Origin of the sequence: Oceanisphaera pacifica (genome assembly GCF_017498065.1) — a bacterium.
Lineage (GTDB): Bacteria > Pseudomonadota > Gammaproteobacteria > Enterobacterales > Aeromonadaceae > Oceanimonas > Oceanimonas pacifica.
Map to the genome: position 1 here is coordinate 43,645 of NZ_JAGDFX010000012.1, position 24,439 is coordinate 68,083.

The following is a 24,439-nucleotide window of genomic DNA, read 5'->3' on the forward strand; positions in this document are numbered from 1 at the left end:
GCTTTCCTTCCGTTGATTACGCTCATGACACCACCACTTCACGGAACATACCCGCATCCATATGAAACATTAGGTGGCAGTGCCAGGCCCAGCGCCCAAGTGCGTCTGCTGTGACTAAAAAGCTAATTCGTTGCGCCGGTTGCACTGGTATGGTGTGACGACGCACCTGAAAGCTTCCGTCCGAACTTTCTAGTTCACTCCACATACCGTGCAGATGCATAGGGTGGGTCATCATGGTATCGTTATGCAAAATAATACGTACCCGTTCACCATAGTTCAGGTGAACGGGTGTGGAGCTACCAAATTCAACGCCGTCGAACGACCAAGTATAGCGCTCCATATTACCGGTCAGATGCAGCTCAATTTCCCGCTCAGGTGGCCGTGGATCCATGACGCCGCCCGGGGTGCGCAAGTCGGCCAAGGTCAGGACTCGACGGCCGTTGTTGCGTAAGCCAATACCAGGATCGTCCAAGTTGGTGCGCGGCGTATCTACCCGCATATCCACACTAGGACCATACTCACTACTGGCATGATTCACCTCGCTGCTCGCCTTACTTAATCCCCCAGCCATAGCGCCCATGCTCATGGCGCTATGATCCATGCCGCTCATATTCATACTGCTATGGTCCATGTCTGCCATGGCGCCCGTATCCATGCTGCCGTGATCCATCCCCCCCATATCGCCCATCATATCGGCCATCGTCAGCCATTCAGCCGGGTCCAGCTCGGGTACAGCAGCACTCAGTCCAGCTTGCGTACCTAAAGTACCTCGGGCATAACCGGTTCTGTCCATCGCTTGGGCAAACAAGGTATAAGCCTCGGCTTGGGGCTCTACCAGCACGTCATAGGTTTCGCCGGGCCCAAAGCGAAATTCATCCACGGTCACCGGCTCTATATTCTGACCATCGGCTTGTACCACCGTCATTTTAAGCCCAGGGATCCGCACATCATAAAAGCTATTACCGGCACCATTAATAAAGCGTAAACGCACGCGCTCGCCCTGCTTAAATAAGGCCGTCCAGTTGCCAGCTGGCGCCGTGCCATTCATTAGGTAGGTCAGTGTTTCAGAGGATAGATCCGCCAGATCGGTCGGGCTCATGCGCATTTCATTCCACATCTGCCGCTTGCTTAGCGCCGCCATCACGCCGCCATTAGACACATCACGAAAGAAATCGAATACCGTCGGTTGATTAAAGTTATAGAGATCACCCTGGTTTTTGAGCTTACCAAACACCCGCATTGGGTTTTCATCAGTCCAATCGGAAAGCAACACCAGATGTTCGCGATCGGCTTCAATGCTATCGCCTTCTGCGGGGTCGATAATCAAGCCCCCGTACATACCGGTGAGTTCTTGCATGCCCGAATGCGAGTGATACCAATAGGTACCGCTTTGCTGCAATGTGTATTTATAAGTAAAGGTTTCACCGGGAGCAATACCAGGAAAGCTGATGCCCGGCACGCCGTCCATCTGATAGGGCAAAATAATACCGTGCCAGTGAATGGAGGTGGGATCTTTCAGCCGATTGGTCACCCGAATCGTCACCTCATCGCCTTCACGCATACGCAGCGTTGGGCCAGGAATGGAACCGTTAATGGTGGTGGCCATACGCGTTTTACCGGTAAAGTTAACGGGCGTTTCATCGATAATTAGCTCAAATTCATTACCGGTCAATATCGGGACATCGCCGGTTACTGTACCTCGGCTTGCAGCTTGAGCGGGGTTCAACATGGGCACCATGCCCAACACCACGCCACCCGCCGCGAGGCCTTGTACAAATCTACGCCGGGGCAAATTTGGACTGTTTTTGATGACCTCCATCGCAGCTCCTCTCCTGTTTAGTATTTTTCTCATTAGGGATCTTTGTTATAAGAAGAGAATAGAGAGTCAGCCTGTCGTTAAGGTGACCGCAAGATTACAAAATTGTCATCTAATGGTCATATAACTGGCAGCAAGTCGGCCTCATCCTATAGATATAACGCTGGCAGTAGCCAGCCATGGCCGCCATCATGGTCATTAATGACAGTACAAAGAGGCTATATGAAAATTCTGATCATCGAAGATGAACAAAAAACGGGAGATTATCTACAAAAAGGACTCAATGAGGCGGGGTTTGTGGTGGATCTTGCTCGCAACGGTTTAGATGGATTGCATCTTGCGACCTCAGAGCCCTATGACTTGATCATTATTGATGTCATGTTGCCCGATCTTAATGGCTGGCGAATTGTAGAAGCGCTGCGCGAACAAGGCCGAAATATGCCACTGTTATTTTTAACCGCTAAAGACAGCGTAGAAGATAGAGTACGCGGGCTGGAACTGGGTGCCGACGATTACCTCGTTAAGCCCTTTGCCTTTGCCGAGTTACTGGCTCGGGTACGAACCCTACTACGTCGCGGCAGTCCACAAGCTGTCAGCAATCATCTAAAAGTGGCTGATCTCACTCTCAATTTACCTCGTCGCCACGCAGTGCGCGCCGGAAACCACATTCACTTAACCAATAAAGAGTTTACGCTGCTGGAGTTGTTAGTACGCCGCCAAGGAGAAGTGTTGCCGCGCTCGCTTATAGCCTCTCTGGTGTGGGATATGAATTTCGACAGTGACACCAATGTTATCGACGTGGCTATTCGCCGCCTGCGAGCCAAAATAGATGAAGATTATGAGCCTAAACTTATCCAAACCATTAGAGGCATGGGCTACACCCTAGATATCAATCGCTAAGCTATCTTTAGCTGTTAGCGAATATAGCTGCTTTTACTGCCTCCCTTTATTAATGCTATGGTCATTATGATATGTCGTTAAAGTTGTCACTAATAATAGGAGAAGTAAAATGCCTGTTAGTCAGCCGCAAAAAAACGCTACTCTCTATCGCATGGTCATGCCCAAACACACTTGTCCTTATGGTCTAAAGTCAAAAGATCTACTGGAACGCCAAGGGTTTACGGTGGATGACCAGCACCTGACCACCCGCGAGCAAACGGATGCCTTTATGAAAGAGCATCAGGTAGAGACAACGCCACAAACCTTTATCAAAGGTAAACGCATCGGCGGTTACGATGAGCTACAAGTCTACTTGGGCGATGCCAAACCAGAAAGTGAACGCTCAGATACCTCATATCAAGCTGTGATTGCTATTTTTACTATGGCGCTACTCATGGCGCTGGGGCTGTCTTGGTACCACACGAATAACCTATTTACGCTACGCGCATTTGAGTGGTTTATTGCTATTTCGATGTGCTTGCTGGCGCTACAAAAGCTCAAAGATATTGAGCAGTTTTCTACCATGTTTCTTAATTACGACCTATTGGCACAACGCTGGGTACGCTATGGCAAGCTCTACCCGTTTGGCGAGGCACTGGCCGGTATATTAATGACAGCAGGCGCCTTCATTTGGCTCGCTTCTCCGGTCGCTATCGTGATTGGCGGCATTGGTAGTGTGTCGGTAATTAAAGCCGTTTATATTGATAAACGTGAGCTAAAATGTGCCTGCGCGGGGGGCGATAGCCAAGTGCCCTTGGGGTTTGTCTCTTTAACTGAAAACCTATTAATGGTCGCTATGGGGCTTTGGATGCTGCTTAAGCCGCTGTTTATCTAGTGACTGTTATTACGCTTATTACCCATGAGCGAGCGCCGTCTATTTGGTGAGAGTTGCATCAGTATGCGCTGCCATCTACCTTTATTGTCGACAATGTTGCTTTTATGTAACTAAAATGTATAGGTTAGATCAAAAACTCCCCTCTTATGTGGTAAGTACGTATACCGTCTTTGTGACGACCCTCATAGAATACGCTCAGAAGCACAACTTAGGATAATAATTATGAAAAAACTCATGTTCTTAGCCAGTGCCCTGGCGCTTAATGCCATGCCGGCTTCAGCCGACATACCTCCTCAAGCGGCGGCCTGTATCGCTTGTCACCAAACCACCGGCTTGGGTATGCCACACTTGGCACCCGCCACGGCCGGCATGCCTGCCACTTATATCGCGGAACAAATTAGGCACTTTCAAACCGGTGAGCGCAAAAACGCCATTATGCAACCTATGGTGGCAGCCCTAGACGAAGCCGGAATTAAGGCGGTGAGTGAATGGTTTGCCAGTCTGCCACTTCCACAGCCAGTAGCCTTAACGCCTCGCGGTGAAAAAGCCCCGCAAGAGATCACTGATTTAGGTGAAAAGCTCGCTTATTTAGGCGCCTGGGAGCGTAATATACCTAGTTGTGTTTCTTGCCATGGGCCAGAAGGCATAGGCGTGGGTGATACCTTTCCTCATTTAGCAGGCCAGCATGCCGACTACATTGAAAGTCAACTGCATGCTTGGCAAAAAGGTACGCGAACCGGCGATAGTCATGATCTAATGGGTCATATCGCAGAAAAACTTACCGCCGAAGAAATTACCGCGGTTGCTAGCTACTTTGCCAACGTGGAGACAAAATAATGATGAAACTATCTTCTGTGACGTTACTGCTAAGCGCATCGTTAGTTTTTGTCAGCAACACTTATGCGGCGGAAGTTGATACTGCCAAATTGGCCGTACAAGATGAATTACCAGACAGTAAACTGCTTAGTGAATACCCCAAGGCACCCGGCTGGGATCAGCTGCCCGAAGGTGAATTAGGTGAAAAAGTGGTACGTGGCTATCAGTACTTTGTTGATACCCAAAAGCTGGCACCAAAATTTAACGGTAACGATCTAAACTGTGTCAACTGCCACATGGATGGCGGTAAAAAAGAAAATGCCGCACCTTTATGGGCCGCTTATATGAGCTACCCTGCCTATCGCAGTAAAAATAATAAAATTAATGACTTTCAAGAGCGTATTCAAGGTTGCTTCTTGTTCTCGATGAACGGTACCCCACCACCTACTGACGATGATGTGTTAGTCGACTTATCGGCTTATGCTTATTGGTTAGCTCAAGGCACGCTAACAGGGAAAGACTTTGATGTGGCCGACATGCCAGTGCCCTCTGATGCCGAATTACTAAAAGGCGGTAAGCGTGACGACTTTCCCTTTACTCAAGCCTATTTAGATAATGGCGGCAGTACCGAGCCTGAGCTACCTGGCCGTGGCTATCCTAAACTTGAACAGCCCGAGCTAATACCGGATATTGCGCGCGGTAAAACCGTCTTTGAACAAGAGTGTTCTGTGTGCCATGGTGAAAATGGTCAAGGCCAACAGGTTAATGACCATTATGTATTCCCACCCTTATGGGGCCCAGAAACCTACAACTGGGGCGCAGGTATGCACAGGGTGAACACTGCGGCTAACTTTATTAAACACAATATGCCGCTAGGCATGCCGGGTAAGCTCACCGACCAACAAGCATGGGATGTGGCGACCTACTTAAACTCTCATGACCGTCCACAAGACCCCCGTAACCAAGGCGATATACAGGCTACGCGTGATACCTTTCACCAGCATAAAAACGTAGAAATATTTTACGGCAAAGAAGTAGATGGCAAGGTATTAGGCAGCGAAAGCTACCCTAACCACCCAAGAAAACCCGAATAAGCGAACATCTGAATCATAAAAAAAGGGCCTAATGGCCCTTTTTTATTTCCCCAAGTTATACCAATCGCACTAAAGAAGCAGTCAGCTTTACTTACTGCAAAAGCCGAACAAAGGGCCATAAGCTGTGGAGCCGCCTGTTAGCAGCCCAACAGACAGCACTGAGCTCAAGAAGCGGCAACAGAGATCGCCTCCCATGACCGTGACAATGCCAGGGATGGCATTTCCCGAGCCCGTATGGGCCAGCTTGCTGGCGTGTATCTTTGTTGGGTAATGGAACGAATATCCAGTGAATATTCGCAGCCATACCCAGCAAAGATGGCTAGCCCAGTGGCGTGTCGTGGGAGGTGACTCTGTTGCCGCCTTTATACTGATTTTAAATAGATCAATTATTTAGTGTGTTTGGTATAAATATTCTGCGCTGTACTATCTGCCGCTGAGTGCCCACCAGCCAGCATTCGCATATCGTAGCCGGTTGGAGATTCATGAGCACGTAAGCCAAACTCGGGTAACACAGCAAAGATATGGTCAAAAATATCGCCTTGTGTTGCCTCATAATTCACCCAGCCGGTACTTTTAGTAAAAGCATAAACCTGAACCGGTATTCCATTAGGAGTCTGCTCTAACTGACGCACTAACAGCAACATACGCTGATGAATATCAGGATGATTTTGTAATAAGGTTTCTAAATAAACCCGAAAAGTCCCTAAGTTCGTCAATCGTCTGCCATTAGCTAACGACGTTAAATCCGGTTGCATCTGATCGTTATACTCAGCAAGCTCTGCCATTTTTTTATCTAAATACGGCGCCAGCATTTGCGTGCGGCGTAAACGCTCAATATCCGCCTCTTCTAAAAAGCGCACGCTGCTGCTATCAATCAAAATATTACGCATTAATCGACGGCCACCAGACTCACTCATGCCACGCCAGTTAATAAAGGAGTCAGAAATAAGGGCATAAGTGGGAATAGTAGTAATAGTATTATCCCAGTTTTGTACTTTTACCGTAGTTAAACCGATATCAATCACGGCACCATTGGCACCGTACTTAGGCATTTCTAGCCAATCTCCCACCGTTAACATATTGTTAGCGGATAATTGAATGCCTGCCACCAAGCCTAAGATAGGGTCTTTAAATACCAACATTAATACCGCCGTCATGGCACCTAAACCACTCAACAGTATCAGCGGCGACTTACCAATTAGGGTTGAAATAACCAGTAAACCGATAAAAATACTCGCCATTAACTTAATGCTTTGAAAAATTCCCCGCAGCGGAAAGTTAATCATAGACGGCTTATACTGAAAAATATCCAATAAAGAATCTAGCAAAGAAAACAGCACCAGCAGGCTATATGACAAGATCCAAATATGCGCGACCGATTGAATGAGAGGCAGTAACCCAGAGCTGCTTTCTAGCCAAAGTCCGGCTTGGGTATAAATAATAATCCCCTGTAAGAGTAAGGCGATACGGCTATATAACTTGCGTGCAAAAAACGCCTTACGCCAAACTCGACGGTCGCTTTTGGCTCGACTCTCCACCCAAGCCAGGATCACTTTATGCAATAAAAAATGAATAACTGCCGACAGTATCGCAATCAGCAATAAGGCCGCGGCTGTGTATAACAAATCAGAATACTGTGGCACATACTTATCCAGAACAGGCATTACCAAGTTTTCTAGATCGCTCGTTTCATTCATGGGCTGTCTCTCTTTAAAGATTACTGATGCAGATATTGATGGCCACCATTAAGAGGTAACTTTAGGCCCGTACATATAAAGCCCGCCTTTGGCTAAGGCTTGTAAATAAGCAGGCCTTGCTTGTAGCTGAGCCACATAGGCGTGAATTCTTGGGTAGCTATCTGCCAATCTAGGGTTATGCATGGCGGCTTCTAATGGAAAGCTCATCTGAATATCTGCACTACTAAAGCTATCCCCTAAAAACCACTCATGGCAGGCGAGATGATCTGCCACAAAATTAAGGTGGGCATGTAATTGCTGACTCAAAAAAGCATCATAAATACCTGCCACTAACTTTTTAGCAACCGGGCGCACAAAAAAGGGCATAGGCGCTTGCTGCACTTTGTCTAGCACATGGCCCATCCATAGCGGTGGCATTAGCGATCCTTCCGCATAATGTAGCCAATAAACATAATCCCACCATGCAGGCGTATCCGCCTCTGGTAAAAGCGCAGCACCATATTTGTGTGCTAAGTAATCAATAATAGCCCCCGACTCGGCCAGAGTTATCTCATTATCAGTTAATATCGGTGCCTTGCCCAAAGGATGTATACGCTTAAGGCTGGCCGGCGCCAAGCTGGTATCGGCATCTCTTTGATAGCACTTAATATCATAATCTAGCTGCAGTTCTTCTAGCATCCAGACAATACGTTGTGAGCGAGAATCATTAAGGTGGTGTAGCTCTATCACGTGCAAGCTTCCTTATTGTTTATGGAATTTATTTATCAATATTGTCTTACCAGAAGTGTGCTCCACTGCACAAAACATATCATAAATGTCTTCGTTAAAACGCTACCAATGAACGCAACAACCAAGTCTCAAAGCAGGCTACTCAGGCTCATAGTTAAAGGTAAGTCTATTCGGCAAGCTCTTTTACGAGATGTTTCATAAAAGTTAAGACTTATGTCCAATAGAACAAGCTGATAACACCCCCTATTATCAGCCTCAAAATGACACCATTAAGATGGTCAGCATCAAGGAGAGTCACGTGTCACACACCAACGAAAATAGTTACCAAGCGAATCAGACTAGTAGCGAATCTGAAAGTAGTTACCAAGCTCAACACAAGCCAAGTAGCGAATTTGAAAGCCGCGCAGCCTACCTTGAGCATGAATTATCAATTATGCAGCCTAAGCGTTGGCGTATAAATCTTCCATTTAAAGACTACCGTTTTGAACTGGAAGATTTAATCCCTGCTCTTGCGGCCACTATTGGTAAAATAGTAATGGTCGCGGCTGTGGTTGCGGCTTTTGCTGGACCTCTAGGTTTGTCAGATGCCTTTGTAGTAGAAAATACGCGCTTTGAGATGCTGATTGCGGCCATCTTTTTTGTGATCTTATTCTCGGGCTTTATTAACCCTACCGCGAACTTGGCCGGTACTCATGGCCCCATGATCCCACTGATTCCTTTGATTGTTGCCTCTGGGGGGCACCCACTGGCATTAGGGTTATTAGTGGGCTTTTTTGGTCTCTTACTCAGTGTAAGTAAGGGCGGCAGTAAATTAATGGCCTTAACCAGTGATGGGGTGCGAGGCGGACTATTAATTTATCTTGGCGCCATCGGCTTACTGAGCCAGTTAAAGTCAATCACCAACTGGGCTAACGGCATAGAAATGGGCTACATCGCTTTTGTGGTGATAATAAGCACCATTATTATGTATGCCTTGCTGGCTCGCTGGGGCATGCGCTGGTTGTCTATTCCGTTAGGCTCAGGTATTGCGCTGCTGATCGCCCTAGCATTAGGCGCCCCTTTTGAATTTGTTACCGAACCTGGCATTCCACCACTGTCACCTACCTATTGGTGGGGAGCAGACACCGGTTGGCAAATGGGCCTACCTGATTTAGGCGCTTTTATTAGTGTGGCTCCGTTTGCTATCTTAGCCGTCGCCATGTGGTCACCGGATGTAATGGGCCAGCGGGTATTCCAAGAAATGAATTACCCTAAAAAAGCCAACAAAGTCTTAATGAACGTAGACGACACCATGGGCGTGGCTGCCATTCGCCAAGCATTTGGTAGCGCCTTGGGTGGGGGTAACTTAGCCTCTTCATGGGGGACTTATATTATTCCTGCCGCTATTGCTAAGCGCCCTATTCCAGCAGGGGCTATTTTAACCGGTGTGATGTGTATTGTTGCAGCACTTTGGGGCTACCCAATGGACTTAGCGGTATGGCCTCCGGTACTCAGTGTAGCGCTGATTGTTGGGGTGTTTATGCCGCTACTTGAAGCAGGTATGCAAATGACTCGTAGCACCACCAGTAGTCAGTCGGCAGGCATAGTGGTATTTGCCTCTGCATTTGTTAATCCGGTATTTGGCTGGTCAATGACAATGTTGCTCGATAACTTAGGTCTTATTGGTGATAAAGAGCGCGGTAAAACGCTGCGCCGCACCGACCGCTGGGTTATTCCAGGCATCACTTTTATCGTACTGCTAGTTATTATGGCAGGGGTTGATATGTTGCCAGGTATTCCAGGCTTTATTGCACATTAATATACACTAAGCCCCCAACTAAAAAGCCCGAGCCTGTAATCACAGACTCGGGCTTTTTTATTTAATACACTGACGGATATGACTTTAAGTGACAGCCTTTAAGCCTGTCACTTAGTCACAAGTATATAAAGTGCCATAGTGTATGAAGAGCCAGCAGGCTTGCCTGCGCCAACTCGCTTAAACCGCATCCCTGCGGCGCTCGGCAAATGCCGTCCCTGGCATTTGACGGTTGGCTACGGCAATGCCTCCTGTCTCTTCTTCATGTTTTGGTGTCGGCTGTTTGTAGTGACAGGCAGCTCGGTGCTAATGGGAAGGCAGAGGGTGTCTGCTCCGTCGACCCTCCGCGCCAGGGCAGAAAAGTGCTCCTGACATTTCTGCATTCTCGCCATCCTTGGCGGTCAGATGGCGCGGCGGAGCTTTTAAACCTCAAACTCAGGGCCGAGTCGGCTTAAGCCTAAGCCTTGGCTTTTACTGAGTTTTATCTGCACCGGTACTCGCTCTTTTAGTGCGTCAATATGACTGATCACGCCAATCATTTTACCGCTGGCATTAAGGGCGTCTAACGCATCCAATGCCACTTCTAAGGTTTCGGCATCGAGCGTGCCAAAGCCTTCATCTAAAAATAACGAGTCGATACGGGTTTTACTGCTCACTAAATCTGACAGCGCCAGCGCTAACGCCAGGCTGACTAAAAAGCTTTCGCCGCCAGATAACGTTTGGGTGTCGCGCGCCACATCGGCTTGCCAAGTGTCGATAACCGACAGTTCTAACTCACCGCCTGCTTGGCGAGCTAGCTGATAACGACCATGTAAGCGCGCTAGGCGCTGGTTGGCCAATTGCACTAAATGCTCAAGGGTTAGCCCTTGCGCAAAACGGCGATACTTGGCGCCGTCGGCGGAGCCTATCAAATGATTCAGTTGCTCCCACAACTGCAGGCTTTGTTGCTGAGCACTAATGTCATCGAATAAAGCTTGTTGGCGGGCCCGACGCTGTGTATTGGTGTCGAGCTGCGCGCGCCAGCCACCAATCTGTTGGTGCTGCGCATTATATTGCGCTTGGCAGTCTTGTATGTGTTCTTGCAAGGCAGGCGCCGTGCTTGGGTCTAGCTCACCCAAGTCAGCTTTGGCGGTGTCTGCGGCCTGTTGGGCTTGCTCTGCCAAGGTTTGCGCCTTATGTAACGCCTGCTCTAATGTTCGCTGCTGTTCGGCCAACGCGGTTTGCTCTGCCTCAGTTAATAAGGCTGCCAAAAATGCGCTTTCATCACTAAACGGGCTGTCAGCTAATTGTTGCTGCCACACTTTTAAGCGCTCTTCTAGCTCGACTGTTAACTCGTGAGTTTGCGATTTTAAGGTATCGATGCGAGCAATCTGCTGCTGTAACTGCTGCTGGCGGTTTTGCCACTGCTCATTTAACTGCCCAAGCTCGGCTTCGGTATCCGCCACTGGCTCACTGTCTGCTAAGTCTGGAATATTCAACGCCGCCCAACGCGCTTGCCACTGGGCCTGCTCAGCATAGGCGGTGTGTAAACTGACCGCTAACTGCTGGCATTGTTCGGTAATAGCCTGTACTCGGGCTTGCTGCTTTTTCCAGTTCAGCCATTGCTGCTCGCACTCGTTAAGCCAAGCGAGCCAATCATGAGGAACAGTCCAATTAAGTCCGCTGAGTGACGCGCTAAGCTCGGCCTCTTGCTGGGCAACTCGCGCGTGTTGCGCCGCAATTTCTTGCTGTAATTGGGTTTGTTGCTCGGTTAAGGAAGCCAACTCTTGGCCTTGCAGGCTTTGCTTGCTTTGCGCCTGAGCCAGCGCACGTTCAGCCTGTTGCACTTGCTCTTGGCTGCGATATAGCGCCTCTTTTTGTAGCTCAAGCTGCTGACATTGCGCAGTGAGCACTTGCAACTGCTGCTGGCGTTGCACTAACTGCACTTCTTGCTCAGCAGGCGTACTGGCCGTTACCTCAAGCTCTGCTAATAGGCGCGCTAACTCCGCCTCTAATTCTTTGAGCTCATCGCCTAGTGTCTGTAATTGCCCTTGCTGTTGCCCAATAGCGGCTTGGCAGTTGGCTAAGGCCTTATTAAGCTGCGTGCCTTGGCGTTCACAAGCTTCGCGTTCCTGTATTTTAGCGGCCAAGCTGTTGGCGGTGGCATCATCGAGCGCTTGATAAGCCTCAATGGCCGGATGCTGCTCACTGCCACATAAAGGGCAGGCCTCATCGGGTTGCAAGCGTGCTCTGTGCTCTTCTAACGCGCGAATTCGCTGCTCTTGCTTGAGTAGCTGCTCTTTATCGCGAATTTGTTCTTGTAGCGCTTTATAGTGCGCCCGTGATTGAACTAATTGCGCCTCAAGCTCACTCGCTTGGGGCATTTGCTCGGCCAGCGTTTGGTTTAGCTTAGCCTGCGCCTTGGTTAACTTAGCAGACTGCGTCCAGCATTGGCGCACTTGGCTCCATAGCCCTTGTTGCTGATTAAGCTGTTGCAAGGTTTGACGCAACTGAGGTAAAGACTCACCGGCTAATAACTGAGTCAGTTGTTGTTGTTGCGTATTAAGTGCCTGCTTTGCCTGATCGACAGTGCGCGCTGCCTGCGTGACTTCTTGCTGGGTTTGCTGATAAGACTGGGCCAAGGTCTCTTGCTTGGTTTGTAACTTGGCTTGCCCTGCTTGTGCCCGGGTTAAATTTTCCTGCTCACTGGCGTTGCTGTGCACCTGCTCGCGCCATCCTGCTAAATATTCACCTAAGCGCTCGGCTACCGGGTTAGTGGCCATTTGTTGGTTAAGTGACGCTTGCTCTGCTCGCAAGGCCTGTTCATTAGCGGTTAAAGCTTGGCTTAGCTTGCGACTCACTTGCAGCCCTTGCCAGCATTGCAACTGTTGCGCCGCTAGCTGTTGCTCGTGTTCGGCTTGGGTTTGGCTTAATTGGCCCTGATATTTTTTTAGCCGCGCTTGGGCATCTTGCCATGGCTGCCACGTCGCTTGTAGGCGACGAGCGGGCTCTGCCAGTGCTAACTGCTGACGCGCTGCAGCCTGCTCTTGCCATGCTTCCTTGGCAGTCGTAAGCGCGGTATTAGCTGCCGCTTGTTGCTCTTGTGCCCCCTGATAAGCCTGAATACGTTGCACACTGGCTTGGCTTTGCACTAAAGATTGCTGGTGCTGGGCCAGCACTAATTCCGCGGCGGCTATGTCTTCTTGTATTTGTTGTTGCTGCTCGTCACTGAGCAGCTCCATGCCCGCGGCTCGCGCATTAAGCTCAGCTAGCGCCCCTTGTTGCTCGCGGGTTTTCTCAAATACGCGTTTTGAGAGTTGCGCATAAATATCGGTACCGGTCAGCTCTTCCAGTAACTCGGCCCGCTCGTTGGCATTAGCATGTAAAAAAGCGGCAAAGCCCCCTTGGGCCAATAACATCGACTTAGTAAAACGACCAAAATCTAAGCCACTTAATTCTTCAGTGAGGCGCAATTTATCATTAATTTTGGTGCTAATAATACTGCCATCAAGTTTTGCCAGCTCAACTTTAGGCGCTTGCAACTTGCCGTCTATTTTATCCCGCGAGCGGCGTTGGCTCCAAAAAGCCCGATAGCCTTCGCCTTTAACTTCAAACTCTACTTCGGCTAAGCAATCGGCAGTGTGGCGGGTCATCAGCTCATTACTGCTGGCAGAAACTTGCTTCATGCGCGGTGTTTCGTGATACAAGGCCAAGCAAATTGCATCCAGCAAGGTAGTTTTACCCGCCCCGGTTGGCCCAGTAATGGCAAACAGGCCGCTGTTATTAAAAGGCGCTTGAGTAAAGTCTATTTTCCACTCCCCTTTTAGGGAGTTCAGGTTTTTTAGCCGCAGGCTGAGGATTTTCATGCATCTTGCTCCATATCGACTAATAACCCTTGGTATAAGTCATGCAGTGCTTGCTCGCGCTCTGGCACTAACTCTTCACTGGCAAGGCGCTGGCTAAACACCTGTTGCGGTGTCAGCTCACTTAAGGTCACCCCGGCTTCGGCGGTTAAGCCATCTTGTTGTAGCGTGCGCTGGCGACGCACCGATAATATTTCTAGCGCTAGCCCTTCGGCCAGTTGTTCAATTCTTGGTTGTAAGTCACTTAAGTAGTCACCTTCGGTCACCGTCACTTCTAACCAAACAGGCAAGTCTTGCTCTGTTTCGTCGTGCTCAGCGGCTAGGGTGCGCATCGCCTCACCAATCTCTTGCAAGTTGCCCTTCACTCTGGCCATTGGCTGAAAAACAGGCACCGGTAAAGGGGTGATCGCGGTGAGCCCGCTTGATGCAAGATCGACCAATAGCACTTCTTTTTGCTGGCCGACTTCGTCAAAACTTAATGCCAAAGGCGAGCCGCAGTAGCGAATATGTTGCTGGCCCCCCACTTTTTGCGGCCGATGAATATGGCCTAAGGCAATATAGTCAGCTGGCGGAAAGGCACTGGCAGGAAAGGCATCTAAGGTGCCAATATAGATTTCGCGTACCGAGTCACTGGTGCTGGCACCCACTGTAGTTAAATGTCCGGTGGCTATAATCGGCAAAGGAGTAGCAGCGCGTTGGCTTTGTTGCTGAGCGCGATCAAATAACTGCTGATAATGCTGGGCAATGGCCGCTTGTAAGCTGTATTGTTTGTCGCTGGCACTTTGCCCTGACTCACTGCTCATCACTTCTCGGGCGCGAATAAAGGGCACTGCACATAACACGGCCCCAGGTTCCCCTGTGCGATCGGTGAGTGTTAATACTTGTTGTTCTATGTCGGCTAATACGCCAGGGATCACTTGCACATTTAAGCAGCCCAACAAGCTTCGGGATTCATTAAGCATTGCCACCGAGTCGTGATTGCCGCCTAAAATCACCAATTGCGTGCCCGTTTGCTGCAATTTAACAATAAAGTCGTTATATAACTCACGGGCATAGCTGGGCGGCGTGCCAGTATCAAACACATCTCCGGCCACCAACACGGCATCAACGGCTTGTGCCTGTACCTGCTCTACTAACCAGCTTAAAAAAGCCTGATGTTCTGCAAAACGGGTTTTACCCATAAAGTGCTGGCCAAGATGCCAGTCGGAGGTGTGCAAAATACGCATGAATGACTCTTTGTTAAATTAAAGGGAATCTTTATACCACTCTGAGAAAGTAACTGAATCTACTTATTGTCCTGTAGAAATCGAATAAAGCGTCTACTCCACCGACACGCTGCAAGCACCTCCCTGTGACGCTCTGCACGTGACGTCCCTGTCATGTGATGGTCGGTGGAGTAGATCCCTTTATCCTCCCTTGTACCACAAAGTCGTATGGTGGCTGGGCTAGCTGGCTACTTAGTGCAATAGGCCTTAATTTTGGTCGCTATCATGCTCGACCAAGGCAAAAAGACATAACTAATCAGCACCACATTAATTAACACTAAAATACTGTTACGCCAGTGTGGTGCCAATAGGCCGGGTAAATATTCATCGGCTAAATAGCGTAAAATGTTGCCGAGTAATAAAATCCAAAAGATTAAAATCGCCACTGTTTCTATCTTTCTTAACTGCGCTCTGGGGTGCAACAATAAAGCAAGGTCATCAAATTGCGCATGAGTCACGCTGTCTTGTGAGTACAAATCAAGCTCGGTCACAAAGCTGTTACGAAGGGGCGATGTTTCCCACTGATTTAAGCTCTCGCTTGAATCAAACGCAAATACGGTGACCAGCTCACTGTAATCAGCGTGATGAGAGAAACTATTTTGCAGCCCCACAAACCCGGGTTGATTGGCCATGGCTTGTTGGGTTTTCCCTAGTGATCGCTCAATTTTTGCCATCAGCTTTTTAGGAAACCGGCGCACAATAACAGAAAGTAGTGGCCGCTCTTCTTTAGACATAGTGACTATCCTGCAGTAATAATGGCTGGGCCCCCACTAAAATGGACAGGGGCAATGTCCGTGCATTGGCGTATTAAGGGTGGGATGCTCAAAATATAAGTCACTGGCATGGAGCAATAAACGCTCGGCAAGGCGCTGACTGGTGGCGCTGGAGTATAAATCGCAACCCACAATAGCATGGCCGATAAATTGGCTATGAATCCGCAATTGATGAGTGCGCCCCGTCAATGGAGTAAAGGCGACTCGGCTTAGGCAAGGCTGTGCTAAACGGGCCAACACTTGATATTCACTAATGGCCGCTTTACCTGTGGTTTGGCAAATTTTAACTCGAGGAAACAAAGCCTTATCTTTTGCGATTGCCGCCGTAATAGCGCCTTGGTCTTGCTCTAGCCATCCCTCTAATATCGCCAGATAACGCTTTTGTATACCGCCTGCCTGAAATTGCTTATTCAGCTGCTTTGCCGATGCCGCATTCAGTGCCACCACCATAATGCCTGAGGTGCCAAAGTCTAAACGATGCGGCAGTTTTGCCTCAGCAAAGGCCGGTGTTACCCCAGGTTGGCCCTGTACTAAGCGATAATGTACCGAGTCCCAATTAAGGGGGTGTTTGCCCGACAAACTCAATAGACCGCTGGGTTTGTTGATTAACAAGATATCGTCATCTTGATATAAAATCTGCACAAAATCGTGGCATATTGGTGCCACAAAGTCATCAACAATGGATTTTTCATCAACAAGCGGCTTTGTTTGTGCGCCAACAAGGGCCATAACATTTTCCTTTAATAGGCTCAGTCTTTACCCAACATGGCTCTTTCATCTAAACATTCATCTGAGCCCATTTCAAACTCGCGACAAATCCATGGTCTTTGTTCATAAATAGTGCATAGAAAGGTTTTTCTATCAATGGCCGAACACCAACCATCGTCTAAGCGCCGCATGGTTTGGGCTCCCCACTTATCTTCGCTTATATGCTCTTGTGGCACGCCGGTGTCGGTAATTAACATCACCTCTAGACGACAACAGCAGGCCTGACAACTGGCACAAGTCACCTCAGTTTCAGGGATGTTTTTAACGTTAATGCTCACTTGAGCTACCCATACTTACTGCGTATTTAACTGACTATCCTACCGCCTTCACCTTATCAATTATAGCGCCAGTGGCGATTTAGCTGCACCTGTAAAAAACGAGTGCTAGAATAGGTCATCTTAGATTCAATAGTTCGACATCAGTGGTTCGACATTAATAGGAAAGATAATGAAATTTGTATTATTGACCATAGTGGTTCTAGTGGCGGTCTTTTATTTTGTTAGGCAGTCTAATAATAAAAAAATAGCCCTTGAAAATATCGCTACAGGTAAAGAGTTTTTAGCCACAAATAAGGCACAACCAGAGGTGATAGAAACCGCCTCGGGTTTACAGTATCAGGTGCTACAAAAAGGTGAAGGCAACACCCACCCTAGTGCTAAATCTACCGTTGAAGTGCATTATCATGGCACCTTATTAGATGGCACCGTATTTGATAGCTCAGTAGAACGTAATGAGTCGATTAGCTTTCCGCTCAATCGCGTTATTAGAGGTTGGACAGAAGGTGTGCAGTTAATGGTGGCGGGAGATAAGTTTAAGTTTTTTATTCCATCACGATTAGCCTACGGCAACAATGGCGCAGGCTCCATAGCCCCAGGCTCTTTGCTTATTTTTGAAGTTGAGCTATTGGCTGTAGAATAAGCGCCTAACGGCGAGCTGTAAGCCGTAAGCTATCAGCTTTCAGCTGTCAGATTAACGAAAAATACAGCGCCCAGATAAAAGAAAACAGAGCGACTTTTTTAGGCCGCTCTGTTGCGTTTGGTCGATTGAAATCGACCCTACAAAAGATCAGAGCTTTCAACGATTAGCGCTGAATTCTTAGGGTCCAGTCTCTTAGGGCAAGCATTAGTTTTTCAATAAACTCAGCGGTTTGGCCATCATTAAGCGCGCCAAGTTCCGAGAACTTCTCATGGGCTTGGCCAATCATCACCTCGGGTTTATTTACAAAGTGCACGTCCATCGAAACCATCATTTGACGTAACTGATACTGTGCTCGCACGCCCCCTAATATCCCCATACTGGCGCTCATAATAGCTGCTGGTTTATCAGCAAAGGGTTGGGGCTTTTGCCGAGATAACCAATCGATGGCATTTTTTAATACCCCAGAAATTGAATAGTTATACTCAGGCGTAGCAAATAAAATCGCATCGGCGCTGGCGATTCTTTTCGCTAACGCTAATACCGCTTGAGGCACATGCTCGCCATCAAGCTCTTCGTTATAGAGAGGGAGTTGACTGATATCCAGCAGCTCAATGTCACAATCTTGCGGCGCTAACGCCATGGCCGCTCGAATGGCTGCGCTATTGTAAGAAGCAGTTCTTAAACTACCCGACAGTGCCACTATATGTAATTTACCACTCATACTATCTCCTCACTAAGCTACAAAGTGTTGTTCAGCATAGCGAATTTTATTAAAAAGTGTCGGCTAAAGGTATAAAAAAACCAAGTCGCTAGACTTGGTTTTTATTTTTTACTTCAGCTAATTGTGCCGATTAAATGCCTTGCCGGGCTTCGCGCATGAGACTTTTCATATCGCGAATGGCTTTCTCTAAACCATCAAAGGCGGCTCGGGCAATAATGGCATGGCCAATATTAAGCTCTAGCATCTCAGGGATTGCCGCAATCGGTTTTACATTATGATAGTGCAAGCCGTGGCCGCCATTCACCTTCAACCCCACATCATTAGCATAAGATGCAGAAGCCGCAATGCGCTTTAGCTCAGCGCCTCGCTCCGACTCACTCTCGGCATCAGCATAATGGCCGGTATGAATTTCAATATAAGGGGCGCCAGCACTAACGGCGGCATCAATTTGTACTCTGTCGGCATCCACAAATAAAGAGACTGTTACACCTGCTTCTTTTAAACGAGTAACCGCCGCTGTAACCTTGTCTAACTGACCCGCGACATCTAACCCACCTTCTGTGGTTAGCTCTTCGCGCTTTTCCGGAACTAAGCACACAAAGGCAGGCTTGATACGACAGGCAATATCCAACATCTCATCGGTGACGGCCATTTCAAGGTTCATGCGCGTTTCAATAGTCTGGCTTAAAATATCTACGTCGCGATCGATAATATGGCGCCTATCTTCGCGTAAGTGCACGGTAATACCGTCGGCACCAGCTTGTTCAGCGATTGCAGCCGCATGCACGGGATCAGGGTAATTAGTGCCTCTAGCATTACGCAAAGTGGCAATATGATCGATATTTACACCTAAATATAATTCACTCACTGCGACTTCCTCTCTTTCCTTTGATAAACAAAGCGCGACTGCGCAAGGCTCGGCCTCCCAAATAAGGTGCCAGTGCTTGGCGGCTAAAACGCTTAGCCGACACTAAGACATCGGGTCGGGTTAAATCGAGTTCAGCCAACGCATAAAGATGCTCACCAGCATAAGCGCCTGGCTCTGGCTTAGCCAGCTGCATAAAGCCTGACTCTGATTGATATTGATACCAAGCATCGGGTTTAACCGCCTGTCCGCTATCGGCATCAAGGGTAAAGTCGACGCCATAGCCTAATATATTAAGCAGATAAAACTCAAAGTGACGCAAACAAGGCTCAATGCCCACCCCACTCGCTAAACTGGTTAGCGTTTGATAATAGGCATCAAATACTTCATCAAACGGAGTGTGGGTTTCTAGTAGATAAAATATCAGCTCATTAAGGTATAAGCCGCTATAGAGTGCTGTTCCTGTTAAACGAATCGCCGGAGCCGTGGCTTCTGCTTTTAATAAGGTTTTCAGCTCACTTCTACCAGAAAAGCGAATATCGAGCGGCACAAAGGGCTGTAACAGCCCTTTAAGGGCAGAGCGTGGGCGCCGACTTCCTTTGGCAATTAAACTTTGTCGCCCTTGCTCGCGCGTAAACACATCAACCAACTGACTGGTTTCACTGTAGGGCCGACTATGGATCACAAAGGCGGCATGCGCCGTCATTAATCTTCACCATACCCTAGACTGCGTAGAGCTCGCTCATCGTCCGCCCAACCAGACTTCACCTTCACCCAAAGTTCAAGAAAGACCTTTTGTTCAAGTAGGCTTTCTATATCTAGACGTGCTTCGGTGCCAATCACCTTCAGTTTTTCACCCTTGTTGCCAATCACCATGCGTTTTTGCCCGGTGCGTTCAACTAAGATCAAACCATTAATATGCACTATACCTTGCTCATCAACCTGATAACGCTCAATTTCAACCGTTACCGAATAAGGCAATTCATCACCCATAAAACGCATTAGCTTTTCACGGATAATTTCTGCCGCCATGAAGCGTGATGAACGGTCGGTAATATAGTCTTCAGGAAAATAATGCAAAGACGGGCTTAAACGCTGGCGAGCTAATTTGGCAAGCGTGTCAACATTGGTGCCTTTTTCAGCAGAAATAGGCACTATGTCGGCAAAATCCATTTTAGTTGCCAACCACTGCATGTGTGGCAACAGCTCTTCTTTGGTTTCAACGTTATCAATTTTATTAATGGCTAACACTACAGGGCTGTCCATGCGGCGCAGCTTGTTAAGCACCATTTCATCGTCGTCGGTCCACTTGGTGCCTTCTACCATAAAGATCACCATTTCAACATCACCCAGAGAGCTTGACGCCGCGCGATTCATTAGGCGGTTAATGGCGCGCTTTTCTTCAATATGCAGGCCTGGGGTATCCACATAAATGGCTTGGTAGGCACCTTCTGTATCAATCCCCATAATACGATGGCGCGTGGTTTGCGGCTTACGTGAGGTAATACTCACTTTTTGCCCCAATAGATGATTAAGCAAGGTCGACTTGCCCACATTCGGTCGCCCTACTATGGCAATAAACCCACAATAAGTTTGTTCTTCAGCTGTCATAGCAATACTTCCAAGGCATGTTCAGCGGCCGATTGTTCGGCCTTACGGCGGCTAGTACCCAGCCCGACAACCGGCTCTGGCATACCTTCAATTTGGCAATGTACGGTAAATTTCTGGTTATGAGCTTCACCCACTACATTTACTACCGTGTAGGTAGGCAGTGGCTGACGCTTGCCTTGTAAAAACTCTTGCAGCCGAGTTTTAGGATCTTTTTGCTCGATACCTGGCTGAATAGCATTAAGACGCTTGTCATACCAAGCCAGCAACATGGCTTGCATTTGCTCAATATCGGCATCTAAGTATACAGCGCCAATCAGAGCTTCTACCGCATCGGCCAAAATTGATTCTCGGCGAAAGCCGCCACTTTTTAGCTCACCAGGGCCTAAAATTAAGTACTCACCTAGCTCAAACTCTCGAGCCAGTTCAGCCAAGGTTTTTTCTCGCACTAAAGTGGCGCGCATGCGTGACATATCGCCTTCATTCACCCTAGGAAAACGATGAAATAAGGCGTCGGCAATCACCATACTCAATAAAGAATCCCCTAAAAACTCTAAGCGCTCATTATGACGAGCTCCGGCACTGCGGTGCGTTAATGCACGCACCAGCATGCTTTGGTCTTTAAAGGTATATCCCAGCTTTTTTTCTAATATATGCAGTTTTTTCATTAATGAATTGCGCCTATGCGGCTAAAACGGACATTACTGGGCACCCAAGCAGGCAGCCAGCTGTCGGCGTTACGTTCAAATTCAAAGCTAATCCAAATAGCGACCGCTTTACCGACTAAGTTTTCTTCTGGTACAAATCCCCAAAACCGACTGTCGGTACTGTTATCTCTATTATCACCCATCGTAAAGTAGTGGCCTTGTGGCACCACCCACTCATTCATTGCCGTATTCGGCTGGCGATAATAGCGAGAGATCCGATCCGGCAGCATAGGATTGCGTAAAATATCATGGGTTTGCTCGGTTAATTCTTCATTAAAGCGCTCAAGGTTAACCCCCATTTGCGAAAATTCACTCTGTTGGGCTGCACTTAACGCTATGGGTGCAAAGTCAGCACAAGGCTCTGTCTCACAAGCAGGCTTAACAAATAACTGTTTATCTTGATAAACCACAGTGTCGCCTGGCAAACCAATCACCCGCTTAATGTAATCGATGCGGGTGTCTTCAGGGTATTTAAATACCACGACATCGCCACGTTTCGGCTGACCTGTGGGAATTAAGGTGGTGTTGCTAACCGGCTCTTTTAAGCCATAAGCAAACTTTTCTACCAAAATAAAATCACCCACCAGTAAGGTCGGCATCATAGAGCCAGAAGGTATTTGAAAAGGCTCATAGATAAATGAGCGCAGCACCAGCACCACAGCAATCACGGGGAAAATAGAGCGGGCTTGCTCAATCCAACCCGGCACTTTAGCCGCTTTGGCTAATGCCGCTTCATCCACTTTATTACCGTGAGCCTGCTGTGCTTTAGCAATTTTATGTGCGCGAGCCGGAGCCCATCGCCACTTATCAAAAGCCCAAATAATACCGGTCACCAGCGTGACCAGTACTAAAATCAAGGCAAAGTTACTTGCCATAATTATTTATCCTTTCCAACGTGGAGAATCGCTAAGAAGGCATCTTGGGGGATATCAACTCGCCCTAATGACTTCATGCGTTTTTTACCTTCTTTTTGCTTAGCCAGTAGCTTTTTCTTACGGCTAACATCACCGCCATAACACTTAGCGGTCACGTCTTTACGCAAGGCCTTAACCGTACTACGAGAGATAATCTGGCTGCCAATAGAGGCCTGAATGGCAATATCAAACATCTGGCGAGGGATAAGCTCACGCATTTTATCAACCAATAAGCGGCCACGATACAGAGCATTGTCTTTATGAGTGATCACCGCTAGTGCATCAACACGGTCGCCATTAATCATAATGTCGAGGCGTACCATATCGGCGGCTTCAAAACGACTAAAGCTATAATCGAGTGACGCATAGCCTTTACTGCACGACTTCAAACGGTCAAAGAAATCGAGCACCACTTCCGCCATAGGAATATCGTAGCTGAGTGCCACTTGGTTACCGTGATACACCATATTAGTTTGCATGCCACGTTTTTCAACACACAAGGTAATGACGTTACCTAAGTACTCTTGCGGCACTAATATGTGGCATTCAGCAATGGGCTCACGCAGCTCTTCAATATTATTAAGTGCCGGTAACCCCGATGGGCTAGAGACATAAATAATCTCACCGTCGGTTTGCACAATTTCGTATACCACGGTCGGCGCTGTGGTGATCAGGTCTAGGTTATATTCACGCTCTAACCGCTCCTGAATAATCTCCATGTGCAATAAGCCTAAGAAGCCACAACGAAAACCAAAGCCAAGGGCATTAGAGGTTTCAGGCTCATAGAACAAAGAAGCATCGTTTAGAGACAATTTATTTAGCGCATCACGAAAGGCTTCATAATCATCGGCAGAAATTGGGAATAAACCTGCATACACCTGAGGCTTCACTTTCTTAAAGCCAGGCAGTGCATCTTCAGAGCCATGCTTAGCGTGAGTTAGGGTATCGCCCACAGGTGCGCCGTTGATGTCTTTGATACCACAGACTACCCAGCCTACTTCACCACAATTTAAACCCTCGGTGTCGTGCTGTTTAGGGGTAAAAATACCAATGCGGTCTACGCCCCACACTTGCCCAGTACTCATCACTTTAATTTTGTCATGACGCTTTAGGCGACCTTGCTTAATTCGCACCAAAGACACCACCCCTAAATAGGAGTCAAACCAGGAGTCAATAATCAGGGCTTGTAATGCACCATCAGGGTCACCCTCAGGTGGCGGAATTTGCTGTACTAATCGTTCTAGTACATCATCAACGCCGATGCCGGTTTTTGCCGAACAGCGCACCGCATCCATGGCATCAATACCGACTATATCTTCAATTTCTGCAGCCACCCGCTCAGGTTCAGCTTGCGGTAAGTCAATTTTATTAAGGATAGGAACCACTTCAAGCTCCATATCCAATGCTGTGTAGCAGTTGGCTAGGGTTTGTGCTTCTACGCCCTGCCCCGCATCCACCACCAGAAGCGCCCCTTCACAGGCGGCCAAAGATCGAGAAACTTCATAAGAAAAATCCACATGCCCTGGGGTGTCGATAAAATTTAACTGATAAGTTTCGCCATCATTGGCCTTGTAATCTAAGGTCACACTTTGGGCTTTAATGGTAATGCCTCGCTCACGCTCCAGATCCATAGAATCGAGCACTTGCTGCTGCATTTCACGGTCCGATAGGCCGCCACACACCTGGATCAAACGATCGGACAGGGTGGACTTGCCGTGGTCTATGTGAGCGATGACGGAAAAGTTACGAATATGCTTCATAATGCAATTAAGGAGTCCGTAGTCTAAAAAGCGAGAGTCAGAGGCCAGATTCTACTGGATTAGCCCTACCGTGGCCAATCCTTAGTCGAGATTCACCACGTTAAGCACGGGACTAATGATAATTGGCTCTGTCTGTAACCCATGTTTCCCTTTTGCATAGCCTGATGCCAGCAAAAAACCAATCACACCGCCCACCCCTGCACCCAGCAATGTGCCACCATCTCCCATGCCCAGCCCCACGCTCGCTAATAAGGCGCCGCCCAGTAGTAACAATAAAGGAAAGAGATACACCACAATGGCACTGCCAATTAAACTGCGCTCAGGAATACCAATGCGCACTTGTTGGTTAACGGTGAGTGGTAAGTCTGTGCTAACCACAAATCTATGGTCACGCCCCGGTAGCGCTTTAGAAACAATACCAGTACCGCACTGGCTATTTTGCTGGCACTGGCCACAGGCGGATTTACTAAAGCACACTACTTCTACGCCTCCCTCATACACAGCAGAGACGGTTGCGACTTCTTCAATCATAATAATGACTCAAATATCTAAGCATTCTTAGAGATACAAGCGTAAC

The 24,439-nt window shown here is 48.0% G+C and carries 22 protein-coding genes; 6 read left to right on the plus strand and 16 right to left on the minus strand.

Features of this window, described 5'->3' with window-relative positions:
* Nucleotides 1-22 precede the first annotated feature (22 nt).
* Nucleotides 23-1,819 carry a copper resistance system multicopper oxidase gene (locus J3U76_RS10875; RefSeq protein WP_208005992.1) on the minus strand — a complete coding sequence of 599 codons (1,797 nt, stop codon included), beginning with the start codon at nt 1,817-1,819 and terminating at the stop codon, nt 23-25.
* A gap of 219 nt (nt 1,820-2,038) precedes the next feature.
* Here J3U76_RS10875 and J3U76_RS10880 point away from each other — a divergent pair, with 219 nt between their 5' ends.
* The 4 genes from J3U76_RS10880 to J3U76_RS10895 all read left to right on the plus strand — a co-directional run bounded on the left by J3U76_RS10880 (nt 2,039) and on the right by J3U76_RS10895 (nt 5,500).
* Nucleotides 2,039-2,716, plus strand: coding sequence for a heavy metal response regulator transcription factor (locus tag J3U76_RS10880; RefSeq protein WP_208005993.1), 678 nt, complete (start codon nt 2,039-2,041; stop codon nt 2,714-2,716).
* A 109-nt stretch (nt 2,717-2,825) separates the two neighbouring features.
* A complete protein-coding gene (locus J3U76_RS10885; protein ID WP_208005994.1) occupies nt 2,826-3,590 on the plus strand; it encodes a MauE/DoxX family redox-associated membrane protein in 765 nt (254 codons plus the stop codon).
* Between the two features lie 222 nt (nt 3,591-3,812).
* Complete coding sequence (locus tag J3U76_RS10890) at nt 3,813-4,427, plus strand: c-type cytochrome (protein WP_208005995.1); 615 nt, start codon at nt 3,813-3,815, stop codon at nt 4,425-4,427.
* Complete coding sequence (locus J3U76_RS10895) at nt 4,427-5,500, plus strand: c-type cytochrome (protein WP_208005996.1); 1,074 nt, start codon at nt 4,427-4,429, stop codon at nt 5,498-5,500. Before J3U76_RS10890 ends, J3U76_RS10895 begins: the two co-directional genes overlap by 1 nt.
* A 386-nt stretch (nt 5,501-5,886) precedes the next feature.
* On the opposite strand, the gene J3U76_RS10900 is transcribed toward J3U76_RS10895, so the two are convergent.
* Complete coding sequence (locus J3U76_RS10900) at nt 5,887-7,197, minus strand: mechanosensitive ion channel family protein (protein ID WP_208005997.1); 1,311 nt, start codon at nt 7,195-7,197, stop codon at nt 5,887-5,889.
* A 48-nt stretch (nt 7,198-7,245) separates the two neighbouring features.
* Nucleotides 7,246-7,926, minus strand: a complete 681-nt coding sequence (locus tag J3U76_RS10905) for a glutathione S-transferase N-terminal domain-containing protein (RefSeq protein ID WP_208005998.1) — start codon at nt 7,924-7,926, stop codon at nt 7,246-7,248.
* A 298-nt stretch (nt 7,927-8,224) separates the two neighbouring features.
* On the opposite strand from J3U76_RS10905, the gene J3U76_RS10910 reads away from it, so the two are divergent.
* The gene (locus J3U76_RS10910; RefSeq protein WP_341534340.1) at nt 8,225-9,724 is read left to right on the plus strand and encodes a DUF3360 family protein; all 1,500 of its coding nucleotides are present in this window, start codon (nt 8,225-8,227) and stop codon (nt 9,722-9,724) included.
* 419 nt (nt 9,725-10,143) lie between these two features.
* On the opposite strand, the gene J3U76_RS10915 is transcribed toward J3U76_RS10910, so the two are convergent.
* From J3U76_RS10915 to J3U76_RS10935, 5 genes are all read right to left on the minus strand, one after another.
* The gene (locus J3U76_RS10915; RefSeq protein WP_208006000.1) at nt 10,144-13,566 is read right to left on the minus strand and encodes an AAA family ATPase; all 3,423 of its coding nucleotides are present in this window, start codon (nt 13,564-13,566) and stop codon (nt 10,144-10,146) included.
* Nucleotides 13,563-14,789: an exonuclease subunit SbcD gene (gene sbcD / locus J3U76_RS10920; RefSeq protein ID WP_208006001.1), complete on the minus strand. Its 1,227-nt coding sequence runs from the start codon at nt 14,787-14,789 to the stop codon at nt 13,563-13,565. Before sbcD ends, J3U76_RS10915 begins: the two co-directional genes overlap by 4 nt.
* Before the next feature lie 227 nt (nt 14,790-15,016).
* Nucleotides 15,017-15,562 (minus strand): putative antibiotic biosynthesis monooxygenase, encoded by a 546-nt coding sequence (locus J3U76_RS10925; protein ID WP_208006002.1) that lies wholly within the window; start codon nt 15,560-15,562, stop codon nt 15,017-15,019.
* Between the two features lie 36 nt (nt 15,563-15,598).
* Complete coding sequence (locus J3U76_RS10930; RefSeq protein WP_208006003.1) at nt 15,599-16,330, minus strand: RluA family pseudouridine synthase; 732 nt, start codon at nt 16,328-16,330, stop codon at nt 15,599-15,601.
* Nucleotides 16,331-16,350: 20 nt separating this feature from the next.
* Complete coding sequence (locus tag J3U76_RS10935; protein ID WP_208006055.1) at nt 16,351-16,626, minus strand: YkgJ family cysteine cluster protein; 276 nt, start codon at nt 16,624-16,626, stop codon at nt 16,351-16,353.
* A 190-nt stretch (nt 16,627-16,816) separates the two neighbouring features.
* On the opposite strand from J3U76_RS10935, the gene bamJ reads away from it, so the two are divergent.
* Nucleotides 16,817-17,287, plus strand: a complete 471-nt coding sequence (bamJ, locus tag J3U76_RS10940) for a BamJ family beta-barrel-assembly machinery protein (protein WP_208006004.1) — start codon at nt 16,817-16,819, stop codon at nt 17,285-17,287.
* Between the two features lie 163 nt (nt 17,288-17,450).
* Here the strand turns inward: bamJ and J3U76_RS10945 are convergent, their stop codons facing one another.
* The 8 genes from J3U76_RS10945 to J3U76_RS10980 form a co-directional block, all read right to left on the minus strand.
* Entirely contained in the window at nt 17,451-18,008 is a 558-nt protein-coding gene (locus tag J3U76_RS10945) for an NADPH-dependent FMN reductase (RefSeq protein ID WP_208006005.1), read from the minus strand.
* A gap of 130 nt (nt 18,009-18,138) precedes the next feature.
* Complete coding sequence (gene pdxJ / locus J3U76_RS10950; RefSeq protein WP_208006006.1) at nt 18,139-18,876, minus strand: pyridoxine 5'-phosphate synthase; 738 nt, start codon at nt 18,874-18,876, stop codon at nt 18,139-18,141.
* Nucleotides 18,869-19,579: a DNA repair protein RecO gene (recO, locus tag J3U76_RS10955; RefSeq protein WP_208006007.1), complete on the minus strand. Its 711-nt coding sequence runs from the start codon at nt 19,577-19,579 to the stop codon at nt 18,869-18,871. The genes pdxJ and recO overlap by 8 nt, the downstream gene beginning before the upstream one ends.
* Nucleotides 19,579-20,484, minus strand: coding sequence for a GTPase Era (era, locus tag J3U76_RS10960; protein ID WP_208006008.1), 906 nt, complete (start codon nt 20,482-20,484; stop codon nt 19,579-19,581). The genes recO and era overlap by 1 nt, the downstream gene beginning before the upstream one ends.
* A complete protein-coding gene (rnc, locus tag J3U76_RS10965) occupies nt 20,481-21,149 on the minus strand; it encodes a ribonuclease III (RefSeq protein WP_208006009.1) in 669 nt (222 codons plus the stop codon). Before rnc ends, era begins: the two co-directional genes overlap by 4 nt.
* The gene (gene lepB, locus J3U76_RS10970; RefSeq protein WP_208006010.1) at nt 21,149-22,063 is read right to left on the minus strand and encodes a signal peptidase I; all 915 of its coding nucleotides are present in this window, start codon (nt 22,061-22,063) and stop codon (nt 21,149-21,151) included. Before lepB ends, rnc begins: the two co-directional genes overlap by 1 nt.
* A gap of 2 nt (nt 22,064-22,065) precedes the next feature.
* Nucleotides 22,066-23,862, minus strand: coding sequence for a translation elongation factor 4 (gene lepA / locus J3U76_RS10975; protein ID WP_208006011.1), 1,797 nt, complete (start codon nt 23,860-23,862; stop codon nt 22,066-22,068).
* A gap of 81 nt (nt 23,863-23,943) precedes the next feature.
* Nucleotides 23,944-24,393, minus strand: coding sequence for a SoxR reducing system RseC family protein (locus J3U76_RS10980; protein WP_208006012.1), 450 nt, complete (start codon nt 24,391-24,393; stop codon nt 23,944-23,946).
* Nucleotides 24,394-24,439 lie beyond the last annotated feature (46 nt).